The sequence below is a fragment of the Mesorhizobium amorphae genome, from assembly GCF_014843845.1.
Classification (GTDB): domain Bacteria; phylum Pseudomonadota; class Alphaproteobacteria; order Rhizobiales; family Rhizobiaceae; genus Mesorhizobium; species Mesorhizobium amorphae_A.
This window is the reverse complement of record NZ_JHQS01000002.1, coordinates 25,902-46,029: the sequence shown is the minus strand read 5'-3', so window position 1 is coordinate 46,029 and position 20,128 is coordinate 25,902. Positions and strand designations below refer to the sequence as shown.

Sequence of the window (20,128 nt, the reverse complement as noted above, 5' to 3'; positions counted from 1 at the left end):
TTGCTCGCAAAGGTTCCCACCTGTTCGACCCGGTAGGCTTTCATATGATGCTAGCCCGGTTCTTCCCTGAAATCCTGCAGCGACGCATGGCGTAGGACTTCCTCGCCGCGTAGGTGCTTCACACGCCCGATCAGCCTGGCCTGACCCCACTTGCGTCGCCGGCCGATCATGCCCTTCGGTGCCGTGCCTGCGTGCTGTTGGACGCGCTCCCAGAGGCGTTCCCACATCTCACGGTTCAAGGTGATGAACGCAGAGCCGACATAGCGGCCAGTGCCACTCGGCCATCAGGGCGAAGGCAGGCTTACCTGGCTCGCGCTCGACGCCAAGCAACTCGTATTCGTCGATCGCGTAGGCTTTCGTCTTCAGCCAGGCCGTCGAATTGCCGCTTCGATATTTGCTGTCCTTCCGCTTCGATACCATGCCCTCCAGCCCGGCCTGATCGACATGGAACCGTGTTGAAGGAAACTGGAAGCAGGTCAAGGAACAGCGGGGCAACGATCTGGACCGCATCGCCGGCAAGCGCGACCAACTCGAAGGCAGGATCCACGAACGTTAGGGGATCGAGAAGGATCGCGTGCGTCGGGATATTGACGACTGGTATACCCGCCAAGGCTGGTGAAATTGCATTATGTGCGGGTCATCGAGAACGGCGCGGTAAGCATCAAGGGCTTCCGTTCCCAGGCAGATGCCAAAGCCTTCGCCCAAGGCGAACGAGCGCGGCTCGGTGCCGCGCTCAGCCGCCAGGGCAAAGGCAGGCTTTGCCGGCCTCGCGCTCGACGCCAAGCAGTTCGTATTCATCGATGCTGAAGGCTTTTGTCTTTTGCCAGGCTGCCGAATTGCCGCCCCGTTGGCCGCGGGGTACGAAGCCCAATCACACAAATGGTGAGAGGCACGACCACAGGCTCTTGGGCGGCCACGTCATCAGAGCGCTCAGCGATGGTATGAAGGTCGATCTCCAACGGCTAACCGCCGGGGGCGGGATTTCTCCCTCCTGGCAACTTCGCGATCAGGTGTCAGCCGTCTCCGGCGTGCAGACGTCAAGTCCGGCATAGGTCGGATCCGTCGGAGCCGGCTTGCCGTCCTTCATGTCCTTCAGCGCCTGCATGGCAGATGGAGCTTACCGGAGAAGTCACGCACTTCGACGACGAGACGGGACGATTCGCTCTGGGTCCGCTGGTGATGGTCAATATCGGCGTGGTCAGGCTGGTCGAGACGTACCGGGCGCCTACGCACAGGACGCCGCTAAGGGACAAAGTGGACTAGCTCCGCTGACGGCAGTGCTCAAGCGCGAAACGGCCCGCTGCCTGGCTAGCAGCGAGCCGTACAGGGTGAGCCGGAACAAGGGGGGGCATTAGAGTTTCCGGCCAAGGCATCAAACGACAAGCTGGAAATTTAGTTCCGTGTGGCGCTCGATTTTTCGTACACAATGTGAAGGTGTCACCGCCCGTCTGGCCTTTAGCCGGGCGTCGGGCGCGGAGATCAGCCCGACGCGCTTGCCGCCGCACGGCCGCAATCTGGATACTCCACCACCCGCCCTGCTTCTTCTGAGATCACGACGCCCTCCTCCTTGGCCAAACGCCTCGGCCAGCCTGCGACCCGGCCTGGCTACGCTTGACTCCTCCGTTCTCGACCACCTCGCAACTCGCCCAGCCGGAGGCCTCGGCGATCGAGACCCGGATGGCGGCCGGCGGCCATGGCGCGCGGCGTTGCGGATGAGTTCGGCGGCGATTAGCCCGACGCGCCAGAATCGGCCGGAACCCCGGCCAAATCTCCTCGGCGAGCCGCACACCGAAGCGATACGGTGAGAAGGCGCATTTGTCCCATGCGACGACTTACGACGCCGACGAAAAGGGCTCTAGCGAGGGACGCGCGAACGACCGGCACCACTTCGGTTTATTGTCTGCCCGCAGCATGCCATGGAGATGCCCGAGCACGTGGGATATGCATCATCGAACGGTCAAAGGCGATCTCGCCAAGAGCAACAGACTCTAACGCGGCGCGATTGAGGATCGTCAGCGAGCCGTGGTCGTATTGTGTCAGATGCCGCCGTTCCCATTCTCTCAGGCAACGATTCACCTTCGCTCGAGAAGCCGGGACCATTGCCGCGAGGTCGGTCTGCGAAATGTGGATGCTCCGAGTTCCATCCACGGTAGCCATGCTGTGCGGCCTCTCTGTCAATCGCAAGAGCGTGCTCGCCAATCGAGTGGAGAGGGCACTGGCCGCACTGTGGATCACTCGCTCTTCCGCGTCGTGCGTTGCTTCGCACAAATACGGGATCACCTTTAATGCGAGATCGGGGTGTTTGTCGAAGACCCTAGCCATGAAAGCTACTTCGATTTGCATCAAGTCGCTATCCACAACTGACGCAGCATTCATGTTACTGCGTCGCGTGACGAACAATCTAGTCAGGTCGAAAGTATCGCCCGGACCGAGATCGGAAAAGATGAATTCTCGACCGTCTGAAAGTGGAGCACTAAGCCGAATTTTCCCTTGAATTATGTAGTAAATATGACTTGGTATGTCACCGAGGTGAGTTACAATTTTATTCTTAGGAATCCTTCGTAGGACGGCCCCTTTCGCCAGTTCATTAAGAATATCTTGCCCAAATAGCCGAAATAAGCGTATTTTATCGAGCTGTTTGACCCGAACCTCAGCGCTACTCAATGCCATGGCTCCCGCCCCCTTGATAAGGGTAAAGCGCCCCGGTCCCTAAAGCATTGCCTTCACTACCCAAGAACGGATCCGACTCCGAGCCGTTCTCGCGCAAACGCGCTAGCCAGAAATATTAGCACATTAGCATATTAGGATACCACCAAAATAGTGACCTCTCTGTGCCCGGGGTAACAGCGACACGTTTCTGAGAGAGATTAAATCAAATTTGACCGACTGGAAGCCGTTGAGATAACCCCTTTTTCTGGGACGGCGTGTGCTGCCATGACCCAAGAAGGGACGCAACAGGATTCGGGGGCTTGTCTCTATGCGGCATGCACCAACCCAGATGCGGCATGCATCAACCCAGGCGTCGCTTGCGTTCTTGAAGCGGAGCAGCGAACCACTACGGCTTCCTATGGGAGCAGTTTGCGTGTTTCTTGCAACTGCTGATTTCCTCCTGGCAGAGACGATACTTCTTGCGTCAAATGAGGTCTATCATAGGCACCTCGGCGTGAGTCCGTCAGATATTTGGGAGACGATTTATCTAAGCGTTACTGCCGGCCTAGTGCTTGTCGCATTCATGGCTGCCAGAGGCGCCTATACAGTTAGTGGCATCTTGGACGATCACCGTGTGATCAAAACACTCGTCACCGGGTGGTTGTTCGCTTTCTTTGCAATTCTCTGGATCGCCTTTCTCACGAAGACCACGTCGACGTTCTCGCGCGGCTCTTTGACTCTGGCGTTTGCGGCCGGATTTCCAATCCTGCTGCCTGGCCACTTGGCTCTAGCGCGTGTGCTCAAACGGCTTCTGGCCGCTGAGAAGCTCGTCTTGCGCACAGCGTATCTGTTTTACGCTGGCGTTCCTGGAATGGAACAGGGGATAATTGGCAAGCTCGGGCAACAGGGCATCGCGGTTTGCGGTGTTTCGAAAATCGAGAACCGTAATGGCATGATCGCAGCACAATCGGTGCGCGCCGGCGTCGCAGCTGCACAGGCTGCTTTCCGCTTTGATCCATATGGGGCAGTTTATCTGTTTTGCTCGTGGGATCAGCGGAAGTTGATCAAACGCACCCTGGAGGAATTGTCCCGCCTGCCGCTGCCGATCTATCTTTTCGCTGACGCCCACACAGATAAGATTCTGGCCGGATGTCCCCTGCACACCGGCTGGCAGCGAGCCTTCGAAGTCCAGCGCGCGCCTTTGAGACCTGCCGAACGCTTGCTGAAGCGGTTGTTCGACATTGTCCTTGCATCACTGCTACTGCTGTTCCTGTCTCCGTTGATGGCCGTAGTCGCATGTGCCATAGCGCTCGAGAACGGTCGCCCAGTGCTGTTCCAGCAGACGCGGCGAGGTTTTTGTGGCAACCCATTCAATATTTACAAGTTCCGATCGATGACCGTGCAGGAGAACGGTACGAAAATTCGCCAAGCTCAGCGTAATGATGGGCGAGTTACCCGACTTGGCCGTATATTGCGCCGGTCAAACATCGACGAGTTGCCGCAATTGTTCAACGTGCTTCGGGGAGAAATGTCCCTGGTAGGCCCGCGACCCCACGCCGTCGCTCATGACGACACCTATAGCAAGATTATTGAGAGCTATGCTTATCGCCATCGTGTGAAACCCGGTTTGACAGGCTGGGCTCAGATCAACGGCTTCCGAGGGGAGACGAAGGAGCTGTGGCGGATGGAAAAACGCGTTGAGCATGATCTCTGGTACATAAAGTCCTGGAGCGTGCGGCTCGATCTTAAGATAATTTGGACGACCGCTTGGCTGTTGCTTTCGGATCGTGATGTCTATTGATGTATAGCACCTTCTCAGGGCTCTCCATGGTTCGATGCGATTGGCCGCCGCTCGCCTGGCTTATGTGCGCCCACACCAGAGCCAGCCCATTGCGAGCCGTCCGCATGGCCCTCTCTTTCGTGTAAGTTTTATAGTTTTGTGCGGCAACGGAGAGCTGATGGTGTCCGACGTCGAGCATATAGCCGGGGTTCAGAATCCTGCTGCGCAGGCGCCGACTTTATGGAAACGAGTCCGCAGACGTCTCTATCGCTTCACGTTCACCAAGAGGAAATTGTCGACCAAGAATCTGGACCGACTGTGTCGCGAATTTGCGACCGCTGAGCGGACGCTGGTGATCCATTCCGAAGACGTCGACTACAAGCCCCATTTCCCCAACGCATTCACCGTCACGAAGCGACCCGACAAACCGGCGGACATGCATGTCGATTTGTACTACCGGGATTTGAGCAAGATCGCTTCGGAAAGCTATCCCGTCATCGTCTGCACGGGCCTTCTCGAGCACATACCCGATCCCGAACGCATCGTCGCGGATATGAGGCGCATTCTTGAGCCTGGCGGTCGTCTTGTCATTTCCGCGAGCGCGGTGTTTTCATTCCATGAATGCCCGGACAACTTTTTCCATTTCACCCCCTATGGCTTCAAGCTGCTGTTCAAGGATTGGACGCGGTTCGATATGCTCCGCGGCTCGAGCCAACCCTTTGAAACGATCGGAATTCTGATCCAGCGCATTCACTTGCAATGTGACATTTTCCCGCTCGCCCGGCCTTTTATCGAGCTCTTGTTTCATACCATCAGGGTCTTGGACGTCTTTGTGGTGAGACAGTACGAGACGCGTCAATTCCTGGATGAGCGAAGCCGAATCGACTCCATGTTGCCGTCAAACCTGCAGGCGGTGGTGGTGAAGTGACTTCCTTGCGTGCGCACTATGTCCAATCTCTTGCGCGGATTTGCAATCCAGTGGTATTGGCGCTGCCACCATACCCAGGGCGATTAGGATCTTCTCCGCACGCTGTTTCCAAGTATAGCCCGATAGCAGGAGCTCGCGCGCGGAGCGCCCCAAGCGTCGTCGTTCTGCGGGATCCTGAGCAAGGTGCTCGAGCGCTGCCGCCCAGGATCTGACATCATCAGGATCGCAGAGCAGTGCGGTAACGCCGTCGGTCAGGATTTCGCGCAAGACAGGCAAATCCGAAGCGATGATGGCTTTCTCCGAGGCCATGTACTCGAATATTTTCAGCGGAGACATCCATGACGCCACATCCATGCGGCCGCTAGACACAATTACGGAACGCTTGTACGGCGCCAGGACGACATCGAAATGAGCAAGCTTGGCAGGAACAGCAGCATGAGGCAGGGGTCCATGCAAAGTCAGATTGGGGAGTGTCGCTGTCCGCTCCTTCCAATACTGAACATCTTCCCGGCGCCCACCCACAATGTCGAAATGGGCCCACGGACATAGAGGTGCCAAATCGGCGATAATCTCCATGCCCTTGCCGGGGTAAAGGTGTCCGACATATCCGACCAAGAGCTTTGAACGCGACGGCGCCTCGATCGGTTGGGGAGGAGATATCGTTGCGTCGGCGCCGTCAGCAGCCACGATGATCTTGGATGCGAGAGAGGGAAAATCCTTGAGTACCGCGTCGGCAATTGCTTGAGAAATGGCGACCAAACCCCTTAGGCGCGGATATTGCGTCAGCGCCGCAAATGCGGCCTTGGACTTTGGCCCAAATGAAAGATGGTCGTGATGCAATTCCAGCGCGGTGGGAAATCCGGCACGCGCAAGCCACAGCGCGAAGCGTGGCTCTCTCGTATACACGAGGTCAATGCGAAGGATACGCGCCAGCAGAACTCCAAACATGATAACCCAACGGGAGTTGGGCTGCCGAAGCCCTATGGTCCACACCCTGAAGCCGTGCTCCAGCCCGTAGTGTTCTGCCAATTTGCCTTGCAGTCGCCGACGGAGTCGACCTGAGATAATGAGGGTCACATCCGCACCTGAAGCGGAGAACGCGCTGCACATCTTAGCGATATTGACGGTATGCGCCTGCGGTCCCGGCATAGGCGTCGCGGTTAAGTACATTATCCGCACGGATCTCACTCTCAGTCCAGCACACGGCTCAAATGATCGCTCAATCGAAGGGATAGAGCGGCGATCGTCAGGAACGGATTGGCATTCCCGTATCGCGGAAAGACGGAAGGTCCGGCAACAAACAAATTGTGCAACCGGTGGACACGGCAGTTCTGGTCGACGACTCCTTGGCGGGGATCGTTGCTCATTCTCGTAGTACCCAGGAAATGCGAGTGAACAGCTGTGAGGGGCCAGGAATCCGAATCGCGAAGGGAAGAGTAATCGAGGTGGCCAACATCATGTGCACGAAGGAAGCGATTCAACATGTCGAGAAAGGTCATAGCCGACCTGCGATCCGCTAGATCATATCGCCATCTCAGGTTGAGCAGCTGGCGCCCTTCCCGATCGCAGTCCTCGGAAAGGGTCAGCCTGTTCTCGGCGTTCGAATGCTGATCCAAGTTCAATCGGACCACGAAGGCATGTGTTTTGGCCTGCAATCGTGCAGCCTGTCCTAGGCGGTCAAACGCCATTTTGCCCGAGGCGATCAGAAGACGTCGTAACCTGGCGCTTCGATTCACGATCGGCGCGCCTCGGAATGCGGCGCTCTTAATAGACTCGAAGACCTTTTCGGCCTTGTATTCGGCAATGGGGTAGAGACGCGCGCAATGGTTCAATGTGCCGATGGAGATTTGCGTAGCCGTGGAGAGCCCGATACCCGCTCGTACCTGCACCCCGTTGCTCGTAGCTTCTCGAAACAACGGATGCTCCGCACTGACCGGTTGTTTAGCCCGTAGGACGGCCAAGTCCGCCTTGGGATGCGTCGAGAAATATCGACCGATTGCCCCCTCTTCATCCCTCCAGTGACGGCGCGCATAGCCCAGCAAGAGCCGAGTGGTTTCGATCCCACCGGCGGCGAGAACAAACACCTGAGCTTTGATTCTTTTGTGGTTTTGCCGACGACCGACGGTGACGCTTTCGATAGTCCGCCGATCTCCATTAGGTGTGACGTCGAACACGGGAGCGTCAGTCAGAACCCGTAGATTGGCGAGATTTCCGTCGGATTTTGTCACGAGCTCGGCGACTTTGAAGGCCGGTCGCGACCACATGAGATATTTTATGTCAACCCGATCGCTCGCCGCGAACGTCTTCCAGCTACGAGGCATGCGTGGCAATTCGTTGTAGTGTTCGGAACTAGGCATACACAAGATGTCCAACGCACGCTCGTAGTATGGAGAAAGTTCGGACAGCGGAAATGGCCAAGCCGGTGCACCAATGTCCGGCCTTTCCACGAAATCTGCCTCGTCCATTCTCGCCACGCGACCGGCCCAAAGATTTGAAGATCCGCCGAGCTGCAAAGCTTGGGCGTAAGACAGATCAACCGCACCATCGACGTCGAGTTGCGCCAGGGGCGCAGATGAAAGTGGTGTCGGATCCAGGTTTCCCGCCTCCACCAGGATCACATCCATCCCCCGTTCGGCGAGGGGGAGGGCAACGAGCGCTCCGGCGGGTCCGGAACCAATGACGCAGGCTTGGCACGTCAACTCGGTTGTCGTCACATCCAGAAGCGAATTCATATGCGAGGCACATCCCGTTGCCTTGACTGCCTCTTCGAACGAGTCCGGTCCGACTTCACACAAGCGCGGCAAAGGAGAAAAGTATCGCGCATAACTATACGACGAATAGGCTCCCGGCTGTGCCCGCGGTAACAGCGACACGTCTGTGCGACGTCTAAAACATGAATCAAATCTGACCAACTGAAAGCCGTTTGGAACCTGTCCTTATGGATAGGAGAGGTGCGACCCCAAGAGAGACGGGGTGGGCCAGGAGTCAGGGTTTGTCTCCATACGGCATGCACTTACCGAGGACGTGACATGCCACTCCAACGCACTATCACCGCTATCGGGAGGTCAGCAAACCAAAAGGGCGCCCGGGGGGGCAGCGCCACCATCGGATGGATTGAGCCCGGTAGCGGCGATTTGAAATCACGGAATGCGGAAGGCAAAATTGACGCGGCGCATCGACTGCGTATCGCTCATGTCATTACTCGTCTCATCAATGGCGGCGCTGATGAGAATACCGTCTATTCCTGCAATTGGGCCGCGCAACGAGGACACGATGTTTTCCTGCTGCACGGCGAGGCGGTTCACCCAGAAATTTTAGCTAAAGTAGACCCGCGGGTGGAGCTCATTGGCATCCCCGACTTGACCCGGTCCATTTCGCCTGCCTCCGACGTGAGGGCATTGTTGGCGCTTACCCGGAGATTCCGCGCCTTGAATGCCGACATCGTACATACGCATACTAGCAAGGCAGGTATTCTCGGCCGTTTCGCAGCATGGGCGGCGAGGGTTCCAGTGATCATTCATGGCGTGCATATCGTGCCTTTTGTCAATGTCGGCGTCGCCGAGCGGCTCACCTATCTCGCCTTGGAAAAACTGGCGGCGCCAGTTACCAGTGCATTCATCAGTGTGAGCGAGGGCATCCGTGACTTATGCATGAGCGCGGGAGTGGGACGTGCTGACGAGCATTATGTCGTCTATTCCGGATTCGATCTCGATCGCTTTCGCAACGCCAGTCCGCCTGCCGATTGGCGTGAGTTGTTGCGCTTGACACCGGACGCGCCGCGCCCGCCTGTGCTCTTGATGATTGCGGCATTCGAGCAACGCAAGCGACACGCGGAATTTCTAGAGGTTTTCAAGAAAATCGCCGCCCGCTTACCCGACACGGTACTTGTGCTTGCAGGCGATGGGCCGCTTCGTTCGATCGCCGAATTGCAAGTCAACCGGCTGGGGCTCCAACGCCGAGTGGTCTTTGCCGGTTATCGCGACGACCCCGAGCGGCTGATCGCACTCGCGGATCTCTGCCTGCTCTGTTCCATACGGGAGGGATTGCCCCGCGTGCTCATGCAATATCTCGCCGGCGGCAAGCCTTGCGTCGCTTGCGATCTGCCAGGTCTTCGCGAAGTGCTCCGTCCTGGGACCAATAGCGTGATCACACCCTCGGACGACTTGGACGCCATGGCCGACGCCACGGCCGCCCTCCTGAAGGATCGCGAAAGACTGGCTTGCCTCGCCCGAGGTGCCGCAGCGACGGATCTTTCGAACTGGGACGCCAATCGCATTGGCAAGCGGATCGACTCCATTTACCGCCAGGCTCTCAACCAGCATCTGGCGAGCAAGGGAGCGTCGACTAGGCCTCCTGTTCGAAATCTGGCGCTTCCGCGATGAAGTGCCCTACAGAAATCGGGCAGATTGCCGGATTTGTTGGCGGTAAATTCGGTGGATTGATATGAATGTAACAGAAGTTGCCTCTGCTCACCCGATGATTACCCCGCGAGCCGAAGCCCTTCACAGCATACGCATTTTGCTCGTGCTCTCCACCTATTTTCCGGAGTCATATGGCGGCGCCGAGCAACAGACGCGACGATTTGCTCGGGTGCTGATCGAAAGGGGCGTCTCCGTAACCATTTTGGCACCCAGATTGTCACACTCGACGCCGAAACGGTCCGCCATCGACGGAGTGCCCATCGAGCGCCTTCGCTTGCATGCCGCGCCGAATTTGGGCGGGCGGCATATGCTGTCGTTCCTGTCGTGGTGTGTCCAGCTTGTGATCTGGATGCTGCGCCGTCGCGACGAATTCGATGTTGTGCATATCATCCATGCCCGACTTCACGCCCTTCCGGCGGCATTGGCAGGGGCCCTCCTGCGCAAGCCCGTTCTCGCAAAAATGGGCCGCGGCGGACGATGTTTCGATCTCGATGTTGTGCGCGAAAAGAAAATTGTCGGTCGCTGGGCGTCGTCCGTGATCAAACGGCACGTCACGGCCTTCATCGCCAATAGCCGCCAAATCGCAGGTGACCTGAAGCGACATGGCATCGAGGCGGATCGCATTCACATGATTCCAAATGGGATTGATCTGCCCCACAAGCCGCGCCGCCAGCCGAGCACAGATGGCACCCGACGCTTCATTTGCCTTGGCCGCATCGAGCCGGAAAAATGCCTCGAGCACATGATCGACGCGTTCGCGGCCCTTCCCGCCGAGGCGCAGGCGCAACTCACCGTCCTAGGCGATGGCCAGTGTCGCGCCGCGCTCGAGGAACAGACGGTGCGGTTGGGCCTTTCCGGCAGGGTCAAATTCGCCGGCGCGGTCGAAGATGTCTTTCCATTCCTGTGGAAGGCTGACTTCTATCTTTCCACCTCGGTGTCGGAAGGCATGTCAAACGCCCTGCTCGAGGCCATGAGTTGCGGTGTGGTCCCGATCATCACCGATGTCAGCGGTGCGTCCGATATTGTGGAGCATGAGCGCAGCGGCTTTTTGGCTCGCTCGCATGTGGAGTATGGCGGGCTCCTGCTTCGCGCGCTTGGCCTATCGGAAGCCGAGCGCAATGCGATGGCGCGCCGCGCCATACGAACTGTCGCTGCGCAATTCAGCATGGAAAGCGTCGCAACACGGCAAATCAGTCTCATCGCTACGCTTATGCAGAAAGATCGCCATGCGCCAGCTCACCTGCCGGCAAAAGTAACATGAGGCTCATCCTCCATATCGGCACGCATAAGACAGGGAGCACGGCGCTGCAGCAATTCCTTTACGCAAACGGAAAAGGATTGGGCGAGCATGGCATGTACTACGCGTCACCAGCACACGAGTTCCATTGCAATAGTCTTGTGAACGCACCTTTGGTAGATGGGCAAGAGAGACTCCGGAATTTCATTCTTGAGATTTTGAGAAAGGCAGAGCAAGACGGAGGCGATACAATCATCGCAAGCTCCGAAAATCTTTATGCTATGGTGCGGTATCTGGAATGCTTCCACACCCAGAAAACGAGCGCGGAGGTCCTTGCGAAAGAGCGCAGTCTCATTGAGCGTCTGCACGCCGCTATTCCTGCCCACGTGGAATGCCATATAATTTGCTACGTACGAAGGCCAGATTGTTATCTTGAGTCCCTTTACAATCAAAATGTAAAGAAGGGCGCTCTGTTTAGCGGCGATGTTGGCGACTTTCTCAGCATAGTTTATGACATGCTTGACTATCATCGTTACCTATCGATCTGGCGCGATGTCTTTGGGAGCACCGCTTGCTCGGTGCGCCCTTACGAAGCGGCTCTGCCGAATCTGATCAATGATTTCGTGCGGCATGTTCTCGGAATTGAGGATATCTCCTCTTTCACAAAACCGAATCTTCGTGCCAATGAGCGGCTAAGCCGAGATCTCCTGGAATATAAGCGGTGTAGAAATGAACATATTCGATATTCCGAGCGCAAATTGGAACGTAGGATCTTTGCAGCAGTAGACCAGAGAATAGCAAGCCCCAACAACAATCACGAATATCTCTCACCCGATAAAAGGGCCGAGCTCCTTTCGATGCTGGAACCGTCGATGGAGCGTCTGCGAACCGAATTTACTCTGCCGCCCTTTCCACAGTTCAACCTCGAAGCGGCCAGGGCGTCCTGGCAACCCTATCCAGGACTTTCGCTCAAAAACAAGCGAGAGATCGAATTCCACTACCAGGCCGTTCAGCGCCAGGTCTCCTTCCGCCTGGAACGCGTTCTCATACGGGCGGCGTCGTTGGTGCGCGGGCGGCTGCCATTTCTCTCATGGCCTCTCGATTTTGCACGCGCCAGCGGAATACGCCGACTGCTGCTGCAGGCGGCAAACCGGTTTCAATGACGGTGCTTGATGAAGTGACCGCGGAAACGGTGATTGGGCGCCAAAGGAATGAGTAATTTGAAGCTTGTCTATGCGCATCCCGTGCCTATTCCGAGCCAGGCGGCAAACGCCGTACAGGTCGTGAAGGCATGCAGCGCGTTCCAAGCAATCGGCTGCAGAACCGTCCTTGCAATTCCCCTTGATCGACCCGGCACCAACAAGTGGGGCGAAATCAGGAAGGCCTACGATCCAGAGCGTCGTTTTGGTTTGTGGCACATACCATTCGATCATATTCCAGCCCGAAAGCTCGCCTTTGGCGGTGCCGTGTCGTTGCTTGCATGGCTGACGGCGCGCGATGCCGTGATCACACGGTCGATCTCCGTTGCCAGGGCTACGGTTGCGGCCGGCGTTCCGACAGTGCTGGAACTGCATAGCTCGATTGATACCGAGCACCAGGCCGTCATCAGGCGCTTCGACAACTTGGCGAAGTCGAAAAACCTTCTTTCGCTCGTTGTCATCAGCGAAGCGTTGAGGAAACACATTGAAAGCCGGTGGCCCGAGCTATCAGGTCGCATCCTGTCCATGCCGCTCGGTGGCAATCTCGTTTCAACGCCGGAGGAAGACGCGATCCCGCTCTGCGGGAATTTCAATGTCGGATATGCAGGGCAACTCTATCCCGGAAAAGGAATGGAGGTCATACTTCCTCTTGCGCAAGCCTGCCCTTGGGCCACCTTTCATATCGTCGGTGGGGCGCAGCGTGACATCGACCAATGGCGGGCTCGGGCAAAATCCGAGAGAAATATTGTCTTTCACGGATATGTGCCACATGCCCGGATCTCGTCGTTCCTGGCGGCATTCGACGTGGTGCTCGCGCCCTATCAGCGGGTTGTGCGAGGTGTCGACAACAATACGACGAACCTCGCGGACTGGATGTCGCCCTTGAAGGCATTCGAATACATGGCGCATGGAAAAGCCATTCTGTGCAGCGATCTGCCGGTTTTGCGAGAGATATTTACGGCCGACGAAACCGCCCTCCTTTGCTCCCCGGACGACCTTATGGACTGGACCCGCGCGCTGACTCAATTGCGCGACAATAAAGAGTTGCGGAGGCGGCTTGGGGAGAACGCGAGACGGCGAATGCAATGTGAATTCACCCGCGAAGCGTGGGCGAGAAAAATAGCTGACGATATTGCAGCTCGCTTGCATGCACTGAAGCGTCGCCGACCAATTGGACAGTCTGGGTCATGTCAACTTGGACCAAATAGCTGAACATAGGAAGCTGACACGAAGGGCAGCCATGGGCCTCTCGTGGGCAGGTACCGCATTGCTTGCTCGAACCTTGTTGAATGTCCTGGTCACGGCCGTTCTCGCGCGCCTGCTTTCCCCCCTAGAGTACGGTATTGTTGGCGCTGCGCTGATCATCGTGGCCATCGGCAGTAACATTGCCAACCTTGGCATGTCGCAGGTCTTGGTACAGCGAGCGGACATCGAAGAGCGCCATATCGGAACCATAGTTTCCTTATCGCTGACAATCGCTCTTATCCTCGGCTTGCTTCAATGGGTGTTTGCAGAGCAGATTGCCGATTTTCTTCATGTGCCGGAATTGGTTCTCGTTTCGCGCATCCTTGCGGTGATGATGATTGCGAACGCGTTCAATCTGACCGCCGAGGCCATTTTGTCACGGCATCTGAAATTCAAAATATCCTCCATAGCGAGGCTGGTCGCCTGGATTGCTTCCAATGTCGGCCTAGCCATTCCGCTTGCCTATTTTGGCCTCAGCTATTGGGCCTTGGTGGTCGCGTACATGGCCGAGGCATTCATCCTGGCCGGCATCTATTTCTTCATTGCCAGGGACTATCTCGTGGGTCCTCGTTTCGACATGCAGTCCTACCGCGATATCCGCAGCCAGAGCCTGGGCTATTCGCTGGCAGGTATATCGAGCTTCGCCGCCAAATATATCGACAATGTTATTGTCGCGCGCTTGATCGGCACCTCGGAACTGGGCATCTATTCGCGAGCATTTTATCTGATCGCGATGCCGGCAAATCTGTTCGGCGATCTGAACAAGAGTGTGGTCTTCCCCCTGCTGTCAAAGGTTCATCACGACAAGGTGAGGCTCCGCACAGCTCAGCTTAAGGGTTATGCTTTGACGGCGGCGCTTGCCCTGCCGACCAGCGCGTTTCTATGCTGTTTTGCGAAAGAGCTTGTCCTGACGGTCCTCGGCCAGAACTGGATCGGCGCCGTTGCTCCTATGGTCGCATTCTCTGCCGTAATCTATTTCCGCGTCGGTTACAAAGTATGCGGAGCCGTGACGCTAGCCACAGGTCGAAGTTACCGAACGGCCTTGATGCAATTCATTTACATGGCCCTTATCACTGCATCCGCATTCTTCTCGGCGCCCCACGGCGTGAACGCGGTCGCCTTTGCAGTGTCCGGCGCCATTGCGACGAGTTTCTTCCTTTATGCGGCGGTCAGTTGTCGGATGACGGGATTGTCAGTTCTGGATTTCGCGCTCGTCCATGTACCACCTCTCGCATTTGCCGCCGTGGTCTTCGCCACTGGCTTGGCGGTCAAAATGCTGCTTGCCGGATTGCCCGACTATCTAGTGCTCGCGACCGGTCTTCTCATTATAGGCACATTGTCTGGCGTTACTCTTTATCTGAGAGCGTCGCTCCTCTTCGGGAAGTATGGTGCGGAAGTCCTGCAAACGCTGACGTCCAAGAACGCGAAATGGGTCAGATTTGCATAGTTCAATGTAGCTGCATTCTCGCCGCATCACCGGCCGCCCATCCGAGGATGAATCATGAATGTACCGAGTCTGAAGAAGCGCAATGGTTGGCAGCGGGTGTCCGCGGCAGAATCCCGTGCCGGCACCACGACGATGACCAGCCGCATTTCCCGCCGGGATCTGGCGCGCGGCGCATGCGCCGCCCTTCTGCTGACGGCTTCCGGTCGCCCAGGACGCGATGCTCTCGCCGCCGGTCCGGACCAGGGCTCGCAACTTTGGCATCCAGATCTGTTCCCGGAGATGATCGTGAAATCCTGGTATCAGGAGGATCTGGCCGAAGGCGAGGTCTCCTCGTGGCAATCCGGCGGCGTGAAGCCCGTGGCTGCGGTGCAGGCCGAGCCCTCTCTGTGCCCGACAAGGCTTCCGAATAGTCGTGGCGTCGTCTTCGAGAAGGGCACGAAACAGGCATTGACTTGGCCCGCCGATAACGACGCCCCATACCTTCACCGCTGGTGGCTCGTGATCGCCCGGTGCGATTCCGCAGCCAACGCCGATGCGAACAACGTTTCTGTTTTGTGCGTCAATGGCGCCGAGGGTGGTTCGGTGCACCGCCAGCCGCGGGTCTGCTTCAGGCCATCATCAGGCACGTTCGCTTCACAGGTCGATGATGGCAAGATCAAGAGCGAGGAAGGGAAATGCTCGACGGACTTTGGCGGCTGGAATGTGATGGTCGGGTACCGCCGCGGATTCGTGATGCAGGCCGTGGTGAATGGGGTCAAGACGGCCGGTCAGACGATTTATGCATTGGCACCCAACCGGATGAAATCGGAGAGCTTCATGGGCGATGTGATCAATCCGATGAGGGCCGATGTGGCGATCGACTGCGTCATCATCGGGCAAAGCGAACTAGATGACTCGCTGATCGACATGCTGATGGGATGGGGCATGTGGCGCGTCGGCCGGCAATCCGCCCTGCCCAGCGATCATCCCTATCGCCAGCGCCCTCCTTCATCCGTGGATGCGAACAACAAACCGGCACGTTACGCATTCGACTCAGTCTCGTGGGAGTCCTGGGCAGGCATCGGCAATGAGCGATATGCTCATCGTGGAGAGGCGGCGCCACCGATCCGCGGTTACACAACGGTTTTTTTTGATGATTTCGATTCCAACACGGTTGTCGATGATTCCAAAGGTGCCCAAGCCAGCATCTGGTATGCGCCGACCTCTTTGGCGAATGTCGGCGTTGACGCCAATGCCCAGCGGATCTCGGGGTCGCCTTCCTCATATGTGCACGACGCCGCCAGCCACACGCTGGCGCTCCGGCTCTTACATAAGGGCCGCTGGAGAACAGGTGCGTTCTCTTCAGTGAACAACAATGGCCAAGGGCGGTGTTGGGGAAAGGGAATCTTTGAGATCCGCGCCAGACTTCCAAAGATCGCAGCGCCCCGCCCCGGATTTTTTCCTGCTTTTTGGGCGTATGGCAAAGAGCATCTGTTCTGGAGGACGCGCAATCGGCTTGAGACTGACTTTTGGGAATATGATGGTCTCAATGGGGCCTACATCAACATAAGCCAGCACGTGCACAAACCCAAACTCGGTTATGCAGATCCACAAATCGCGACAGGTGGCGTGCATCGGAAGATAGCCGGCTATCAAGTCGATCCATCAAATGGCTTTCCAGCGACAATCGACATATACGATGGCGAATTTCATACTTGGTACGCCCAGATCGAGGATGATTATAGCTATTTCGTGATCGATGGCTTGGAAGTGGCGCGTGTTCCGACGAGCCCGGAACTCGCAGCGAAAAAATACATCATGGTGGATTTCGCTTACGATCAAAACAAGGGGCGTGCTCAACCGGACCCGTCGCAGACGTATGACATGGTCATTGACTATATAAGGGTCCGGCAGACGGAAACGGATCTGGCTAGGGTCCCGCCGGGTTTCAGCGCATTGCCGACCTTGTCGGGCCGGGCTTCACCCAGCCAAGCGTTGACCGTCGTACCTAACGTGGTTGCGTCGCAAATAGAATGTCTCTGGTATCGTGACGGCGTTCCGATCGTGGGCGAAACCGGCAAAGGGTATGAGCTCGGCTCGCAGGATATGGGGCATAAGATTCGCTGCCATGTTCGCGCAGTCTCTGTGCTCGACCAGCCAGAAGCCTGGACCCCGGAAAGCGAGACCGTCGGCTAGGCCGCATCGACTGCGCACCGTAACGATGCGCCATCACTCTCCGTCGACTACCTGATGAGTTCTACCCTACGCTCGAAGGCACCGTTGGACATTGGAAGACGCAGACCTTCATCGCTGGCTGCGCTGTCATGGGCTCACCGCCCCTTTCGTCGTCGACACACCAATGAAACGGCGCAAAATCTTCTCCGCCCGCCGGCATACCAACAAGATTCTGTCTCCGGGAGAGAGAACATGTTAAAAGGATATCGCGCCGCGTGGGGCTATGATGCGTTATCTCCTCACATTCGCGATACTAAGCCTTTTCCTGCCAATCAGGCTCGAGACGGGTCTTGTATTGCTGCGTCCGTTCGAGCTGATCACATTGCTGTCGCTCATCATTGGCCTGACGACGGGGCGTTGGCGAGGTTTGGCTTTTCCAGCCGGTTTTCTACTCCTCCTGCCCTTCTTGTGCTGGCACATGGTCTCGGCCTTAAGCGTGGACATAGAGAACGGCTTGCGCGAGCTGTTGCAGATGTCCGCCGTGGGCGCCTTTGCGTTCGTCCTCGCTCAGGAGGCCAGACGGCTCGATACACACCAGACAGTGAATATCTTGCTTTTCGGCATGGTGCTGATCCTCGCCTATACGATCGCCTGGCATGTGGATCATGGCTACTCGGTCGGTTGGAAACATCTGTTCGATCCAAGGCTCGTGTTCACCTTCCTTCCAATTGCGCTTGCGGGGCTACTGCTCTTCGCCAGCCGGGCCAAGCGGCGCAACCTTTGGTTTGCATGGGCAGGGCTACTCCCCCTGCTCGTGCTGTCTGGGGAGCGAAAGGCTTTTTTGATTTATCTCTTTCTGACCGCTGCGCTTCTGACACGCGGCAGGCTGGCTGCGATGGTACCGACGATCGCCGCCGGCTTCGTGGGTCTTTTTGTGCTATCGACCACCATCGACAACGCCTATATCGAGAAGCAATTGCAGACCATGCTCGATCCGCTGAGCATGGGCCAGTACGAATACCTGGCCGCAAAAGGGAAATATGCCCCTGGAGATACGCCGAGCAACGTCCAGCGCTCGTTTGCCTTCACTTTGTCCAGACAGCTCATCTCCGAACATCCACTAATGGGCGTGGGCACGAACCAATTCAAAAATATTATCGATACTGAGTTCCGCCATCTTCCTGACGAGTTGCGGCTGGGAATCCATGGCGAGTTTCAACGCATACTCACCGAGAACGGCATCATTGGGCTCAGCCTCTATATTCTGATATGGGTCGCCGCATGGCTTCGGTTAAGCCGTGTTTTAAGCTGGGCACTTTTCCACGAATTGATCGGAGCAGCCCAGGCACGGCTTCTGCCCCTCGTGATCCTTGTTCCCTGTGCTTTCTATGTTGGAACAGAAGCCTCCGGCACACGTGCTTTCGTCACGCTTATCCTTGTCTCGCTCCTGCCGGAATTGACGCGGCACGGGCTTTGCCTGGCATTGCACAGGGCTCGGAGGAGCCACCCGACGAGCACTAGTCATCCTCGATTTCCTGGCCGCGCCTTGCCAGAAAGCACAAGATGAGTGTTTCGGTCATCTTGACATGCCACAATGAGGAACGCTTCATTGTGCAGGCAGTGGAAAGCGTGATCAATCAGACCGCTTCGGCCGGCATCAGAGAGATCATCATTGTCAATGATGGCTCGACGGACGGCTCGACCGAAGTGATTGCGTCGTTGGTCGATCGGGAGCCGCGCATCTATGTCCTGACTACGGCGGGCATTGGGCCTTCATCGGCGAGGAATCTTGCCATCAGACATGCTACCGGTGATTTTATTGCATTTCTCGACGGCGATGATTTCTGGGCTGAGGACAAGCTTGAGCGTCAATTGACCGCCTTCGACAATGGCTGCAAGGCAGCTCTCGTCTATGGTGATTTAGTCGACTTTTCCGCTCCAGATCTTTCCGATGCTGTGCCCGTCGCCGTTGGCCGCTATCGCGCGGATCAACCCGATACGCTGGCGACATATTTTCTGCTTGATGGGCCGATTGTTCCTTCCAGTATCGTTATGCGGCGGGAGATTGTTGAAGATATCGGGTTGTTCAACGAGACAATAAGGGTTGGCGAGGATACAGAGTTTTGCATGCGCGTAGCCGAGCGCTGGACATTTCAACATGTGGCCGGAGCACTCGTCTACAAACGGCGTCATGGCTCAAACACAACCCGCAGACTCGACGCGCTTCTGCCGGTAGCTGAACACCTCACGCGAGAATGGGTCATCCGACGGCCGGAGCTTGCGCACCTCGCGCGGCGGCGCAACGCGCGTTTATACGCAAAAGCCGGCAATGATTGCGTGGCTCAAGGCGAAAAGAAACGCGGAGCGCGCCTACTCATTCGCGCGATACTGCACGATCCATTGTCCTGGCGGGTATACGTTTACATTTTTCTCTGCGCCCTGCCTGCAGGCATGGAGCCGCAGGTGCGCCGCGCAGCCAAGCTATTGTTTTACCGCGTCATGCGCAAAAAACTTTGCTGACCTTGAAGATGCTAGCGGATTGGGAAGAGTTCGAACATCTCATGCGGCAGCCCGGCGATCCACCACCGCCAAATCCGCCGAAAGCGTCCTGGCAAAACGGCAGGCGCGTTTATTCGCATTTCCTAATATTTTACCGCTCTGACCCGTTCCGATATGTTATGATGGTTAACGCGCTGAGAAGTCGATAGCCAAGGAGCGCGTCACGCGAGCGGCTGCGAGTGGGACGGCGATGTCCTTTTTGCTATTTTTGCGCGGCCTTATCATAGTCCTGTTGGCATTCGCCATCAGTACATACTTGGTTACCGGCTCGCTCTGGACCACGTTTGTCCAAACGGTAATTTGCGGGATCTTGATCCAGATTGGGTACTTTGTTGCTGTCATGCTGCTTGTGTGGCGCTCGGTCTCCAAAGAATCCGAGATTCCGAAATCACACATCGCGCGCGATGAGTCCGAAAGGGAGCAACGGCCTAGCCACTTGGTGAATAAGGCGGACCACTTTCCGCCTAGAGGAGGACGATCAGCACGATGACACCCCACACCACGATACA

At 56.9% G+C, this 20,128-nt stretch carries 15 protein-coding genes and 1 pseudogene; 12 read left to right on the top strand and 4 right to left on the bottom strand.

From position 1 onward, the window contains the following. Window positions 1–228 precede the first annotated feature (228 nt). Window positions 229–420 (bottom strand): hypothetical protein, encoded by a 192-nt coding sequence (locus DH08_RS35945; RefSeq protein WP_246800624.1) that lies wholly within the window; start codon window positions 418–420, stop codon window positions 229–231. A gap of 25 nt (window positions 421–445) precedes the next feature. Between DH08_RS35945 and DH08_RS35940 the strand changes: the two are divergent. Further along, a pseudogene (locus tag DH08_RS35940) lies at window positions 446–619 on the top strand (CsbD family protein); the annotation flags it as partial. Between the two features lie 1,274 nt (window positions 620–1,893). Here the strand turns inward: DH08_RS35940 and DH08_RS00415 are convergent. Then, on the bottom strand, window positions 1,894–2,670 hold the full coding sequence (locus DH08_RS00415) for a Crp/Fnr family transcriptional regulator (protein WP_192177382.1): 777 nt from the start codon (window positions 2,668–2,670) through the stop codon (window positions 1,894–1,896). A 412-nt stretch (window positions 2,671–3,082) separates the two neighbouring features. Between DH08_RS00415 and DH08_RS00410 the strand changes: the two genes are divergently transcribed. Together DH08_RS00410 and DH08_RS00405 are read left to right on the top strand one after the other, a co-directional pair. Further along, complete coding sequence (locus tag DH08_RS00410) at window positions 3,083–4,450, top strand: exopolysaccharide biosynthesis polyprenyl glycosylphosphotransferase (protein ID WP_192177381.1); 1,368 nt, start codon at window positions 3,083–3,085, stop codon at window positions 4,448–4,450. 157 nt (window positions 4,451–4,607) lie between these two features. Beyond that, window positions 4,608–5,357: a methyltransferase domain-containing protein gene (locus DH08_RS00405; RefSeq protein WP_192177380.1), complete on the top strand. Its 750-nt coding sequence runs from the start codon at window positions 4,608–4,610 to the stop codon at window positions 5,355–5,357. On the opposite strand, the gene DH08_RS00400 is transcribed toward DH08_RS00405, so the two are convergent. Together DH08_RS00400 and DH08_RS00395 are read right to left on the bottom strand one after the other, a co-directional pair. Then, window positions 5,328–6,467, bottom strand: a complete 1,140-nt coding sequence (locus DH08_RS00400; RefSeq protein WP_246800626.1) for a glycosyltransferase family 4 protein — start codon at window positions 6,465–6,467, stop codon at window positions 5,328–5,330. The genes DH08_RS00405 and DH08_RS00400 overlap by 30 nt on opposite strands. 80 nt (window positions 6,468–6,547) lie before the next feature. Next, on the bottom strand, window positions 6,548–8,089 hold the full coding sequence (locus DH08_RS00395) for a GMC oxidoreductase (RefSeq protein WP_192177378.1): 1,542 nt from the start codon (window positions 8,087–8,089) through the stop codon (window positions 6,548–6,550). 297 nt (window positions 8,090–8,386) lie between these two features. Here DH08_RS00395 and DH08_RS00390 point away from each other — a divergent pair, with 297 nt between their 5' ends. The 9 genes from DH08_RS00390 (at window position 8,387) to DH08_RS00350 (ending at window position 20,109) form a co-directional block, all read left to right on the top strand. Beyond that, entirely contained in the window at window positions 8,387–9,739 is a 1,353-nt protein-coding gene (locus DH08_RS00390) for a glycosyltransferase family 4 protein (protein WP_192177377.1), read from the top strand. Window positions 9,740–9,800: 61 nt separating this feature from the next. Continuing rightward, window positions 9,801–11,039 (top strand): glycosyltransferase, encoded by a 1,239-nt coding sequence (locus DH08_RS00385; protein WP_192177376.1) that lies wholly within the window; start codon window positions 9,801–9,803, stop codon window positions 11,037–11,039. Further along, window positions 11,036–12,178 (top strand): hypothetical protein, encoded by a 1,143-nt coding sequence (locus DH08_RS00380; protein ID WP_192177375.1) that lies wholly within the window; start codon window positions 11,036–11,038, stop codon window positions 12,176–12,178. Before DH08_RS00385 ends, DH08_RS00380 begins: the two co-directional genes overlap by 4 nt. Window positions 12,179–12,211: 33 nt before the next feature. After that, a complete protein-coding gene (locus tag DH08_RS00375) occupies window positions 12,212–13,426 on the top strand; it encodes a glycosyltransferase family protein (RefSeq protein WP_192177374.1) in 1,215 nt (404 codons plus the stop codon). A 28-nt stretch (window positions 13,427–13,454) separates the two neighbouring features. Further along, window positions 13,455–14,906, top strand: a complete 1,452-nt coding sequence (locus DH08_RS00370; protein WP_192177373.1) for a lipopolysaccharide biosynthesis protein — start codon at window positions 13,455–13,457, stop codon at window positions 14,904–14,906. A 54-nt stretch (window positions 14,907–14,960) separates the two neighbouring features. Next, window positions 14,961–17,081: a LamG domain-containing protein gene (locus DH08_RS00365; protein ID WP_192177372.1), complete on the top strand. Its 2,121-nt coding sequence runs from the start codon at window positions 14,961–14,963 to the stop codon at window positions 17,079–17,081. A gap of 265 nt (window positions 17,082–17,346) precedes the next feature. Beyond that, window positions 17,347–18,627: an O-antigen ligase family protein gene (locus DH08_RS00360; protein WP_192177371.1), complete on the top strand. Its 1,281-nt coding sequence runs from the start codon at window positions 17,347–17,349 to the stop codon at window positions 18,625–18,627. Continuing rightward, complete coding sequence (locus DH08_RS00355; RefSeq protein WP_192177370.1) at window positions 18,624–19,580, top strand: glycosyltransferase family 2 protein; 957 nt, start codon at window positions 18,624–18,626, stop codon at window positions 19,578–19,580. Before DH08_RS00360 ends, DH08_RS00355 begins: the two co-directional genes overlap by 4 nt. 229 nt (window positions 19,581–19,809) lie before the next feature. Continuing rightward, window positions 19,810–20,109, top strand: coding sequence for an exopolysaccharide production repressor protein (locus DH08_RS00350; RefSeq protein WP_192177369.1), 300 nt, complete (start codon window positions 19,810–19,812; stop codon window positions 20,107–20,109). Window positions 20,110–20,128 lie beyond the last annotated feature (19 nt).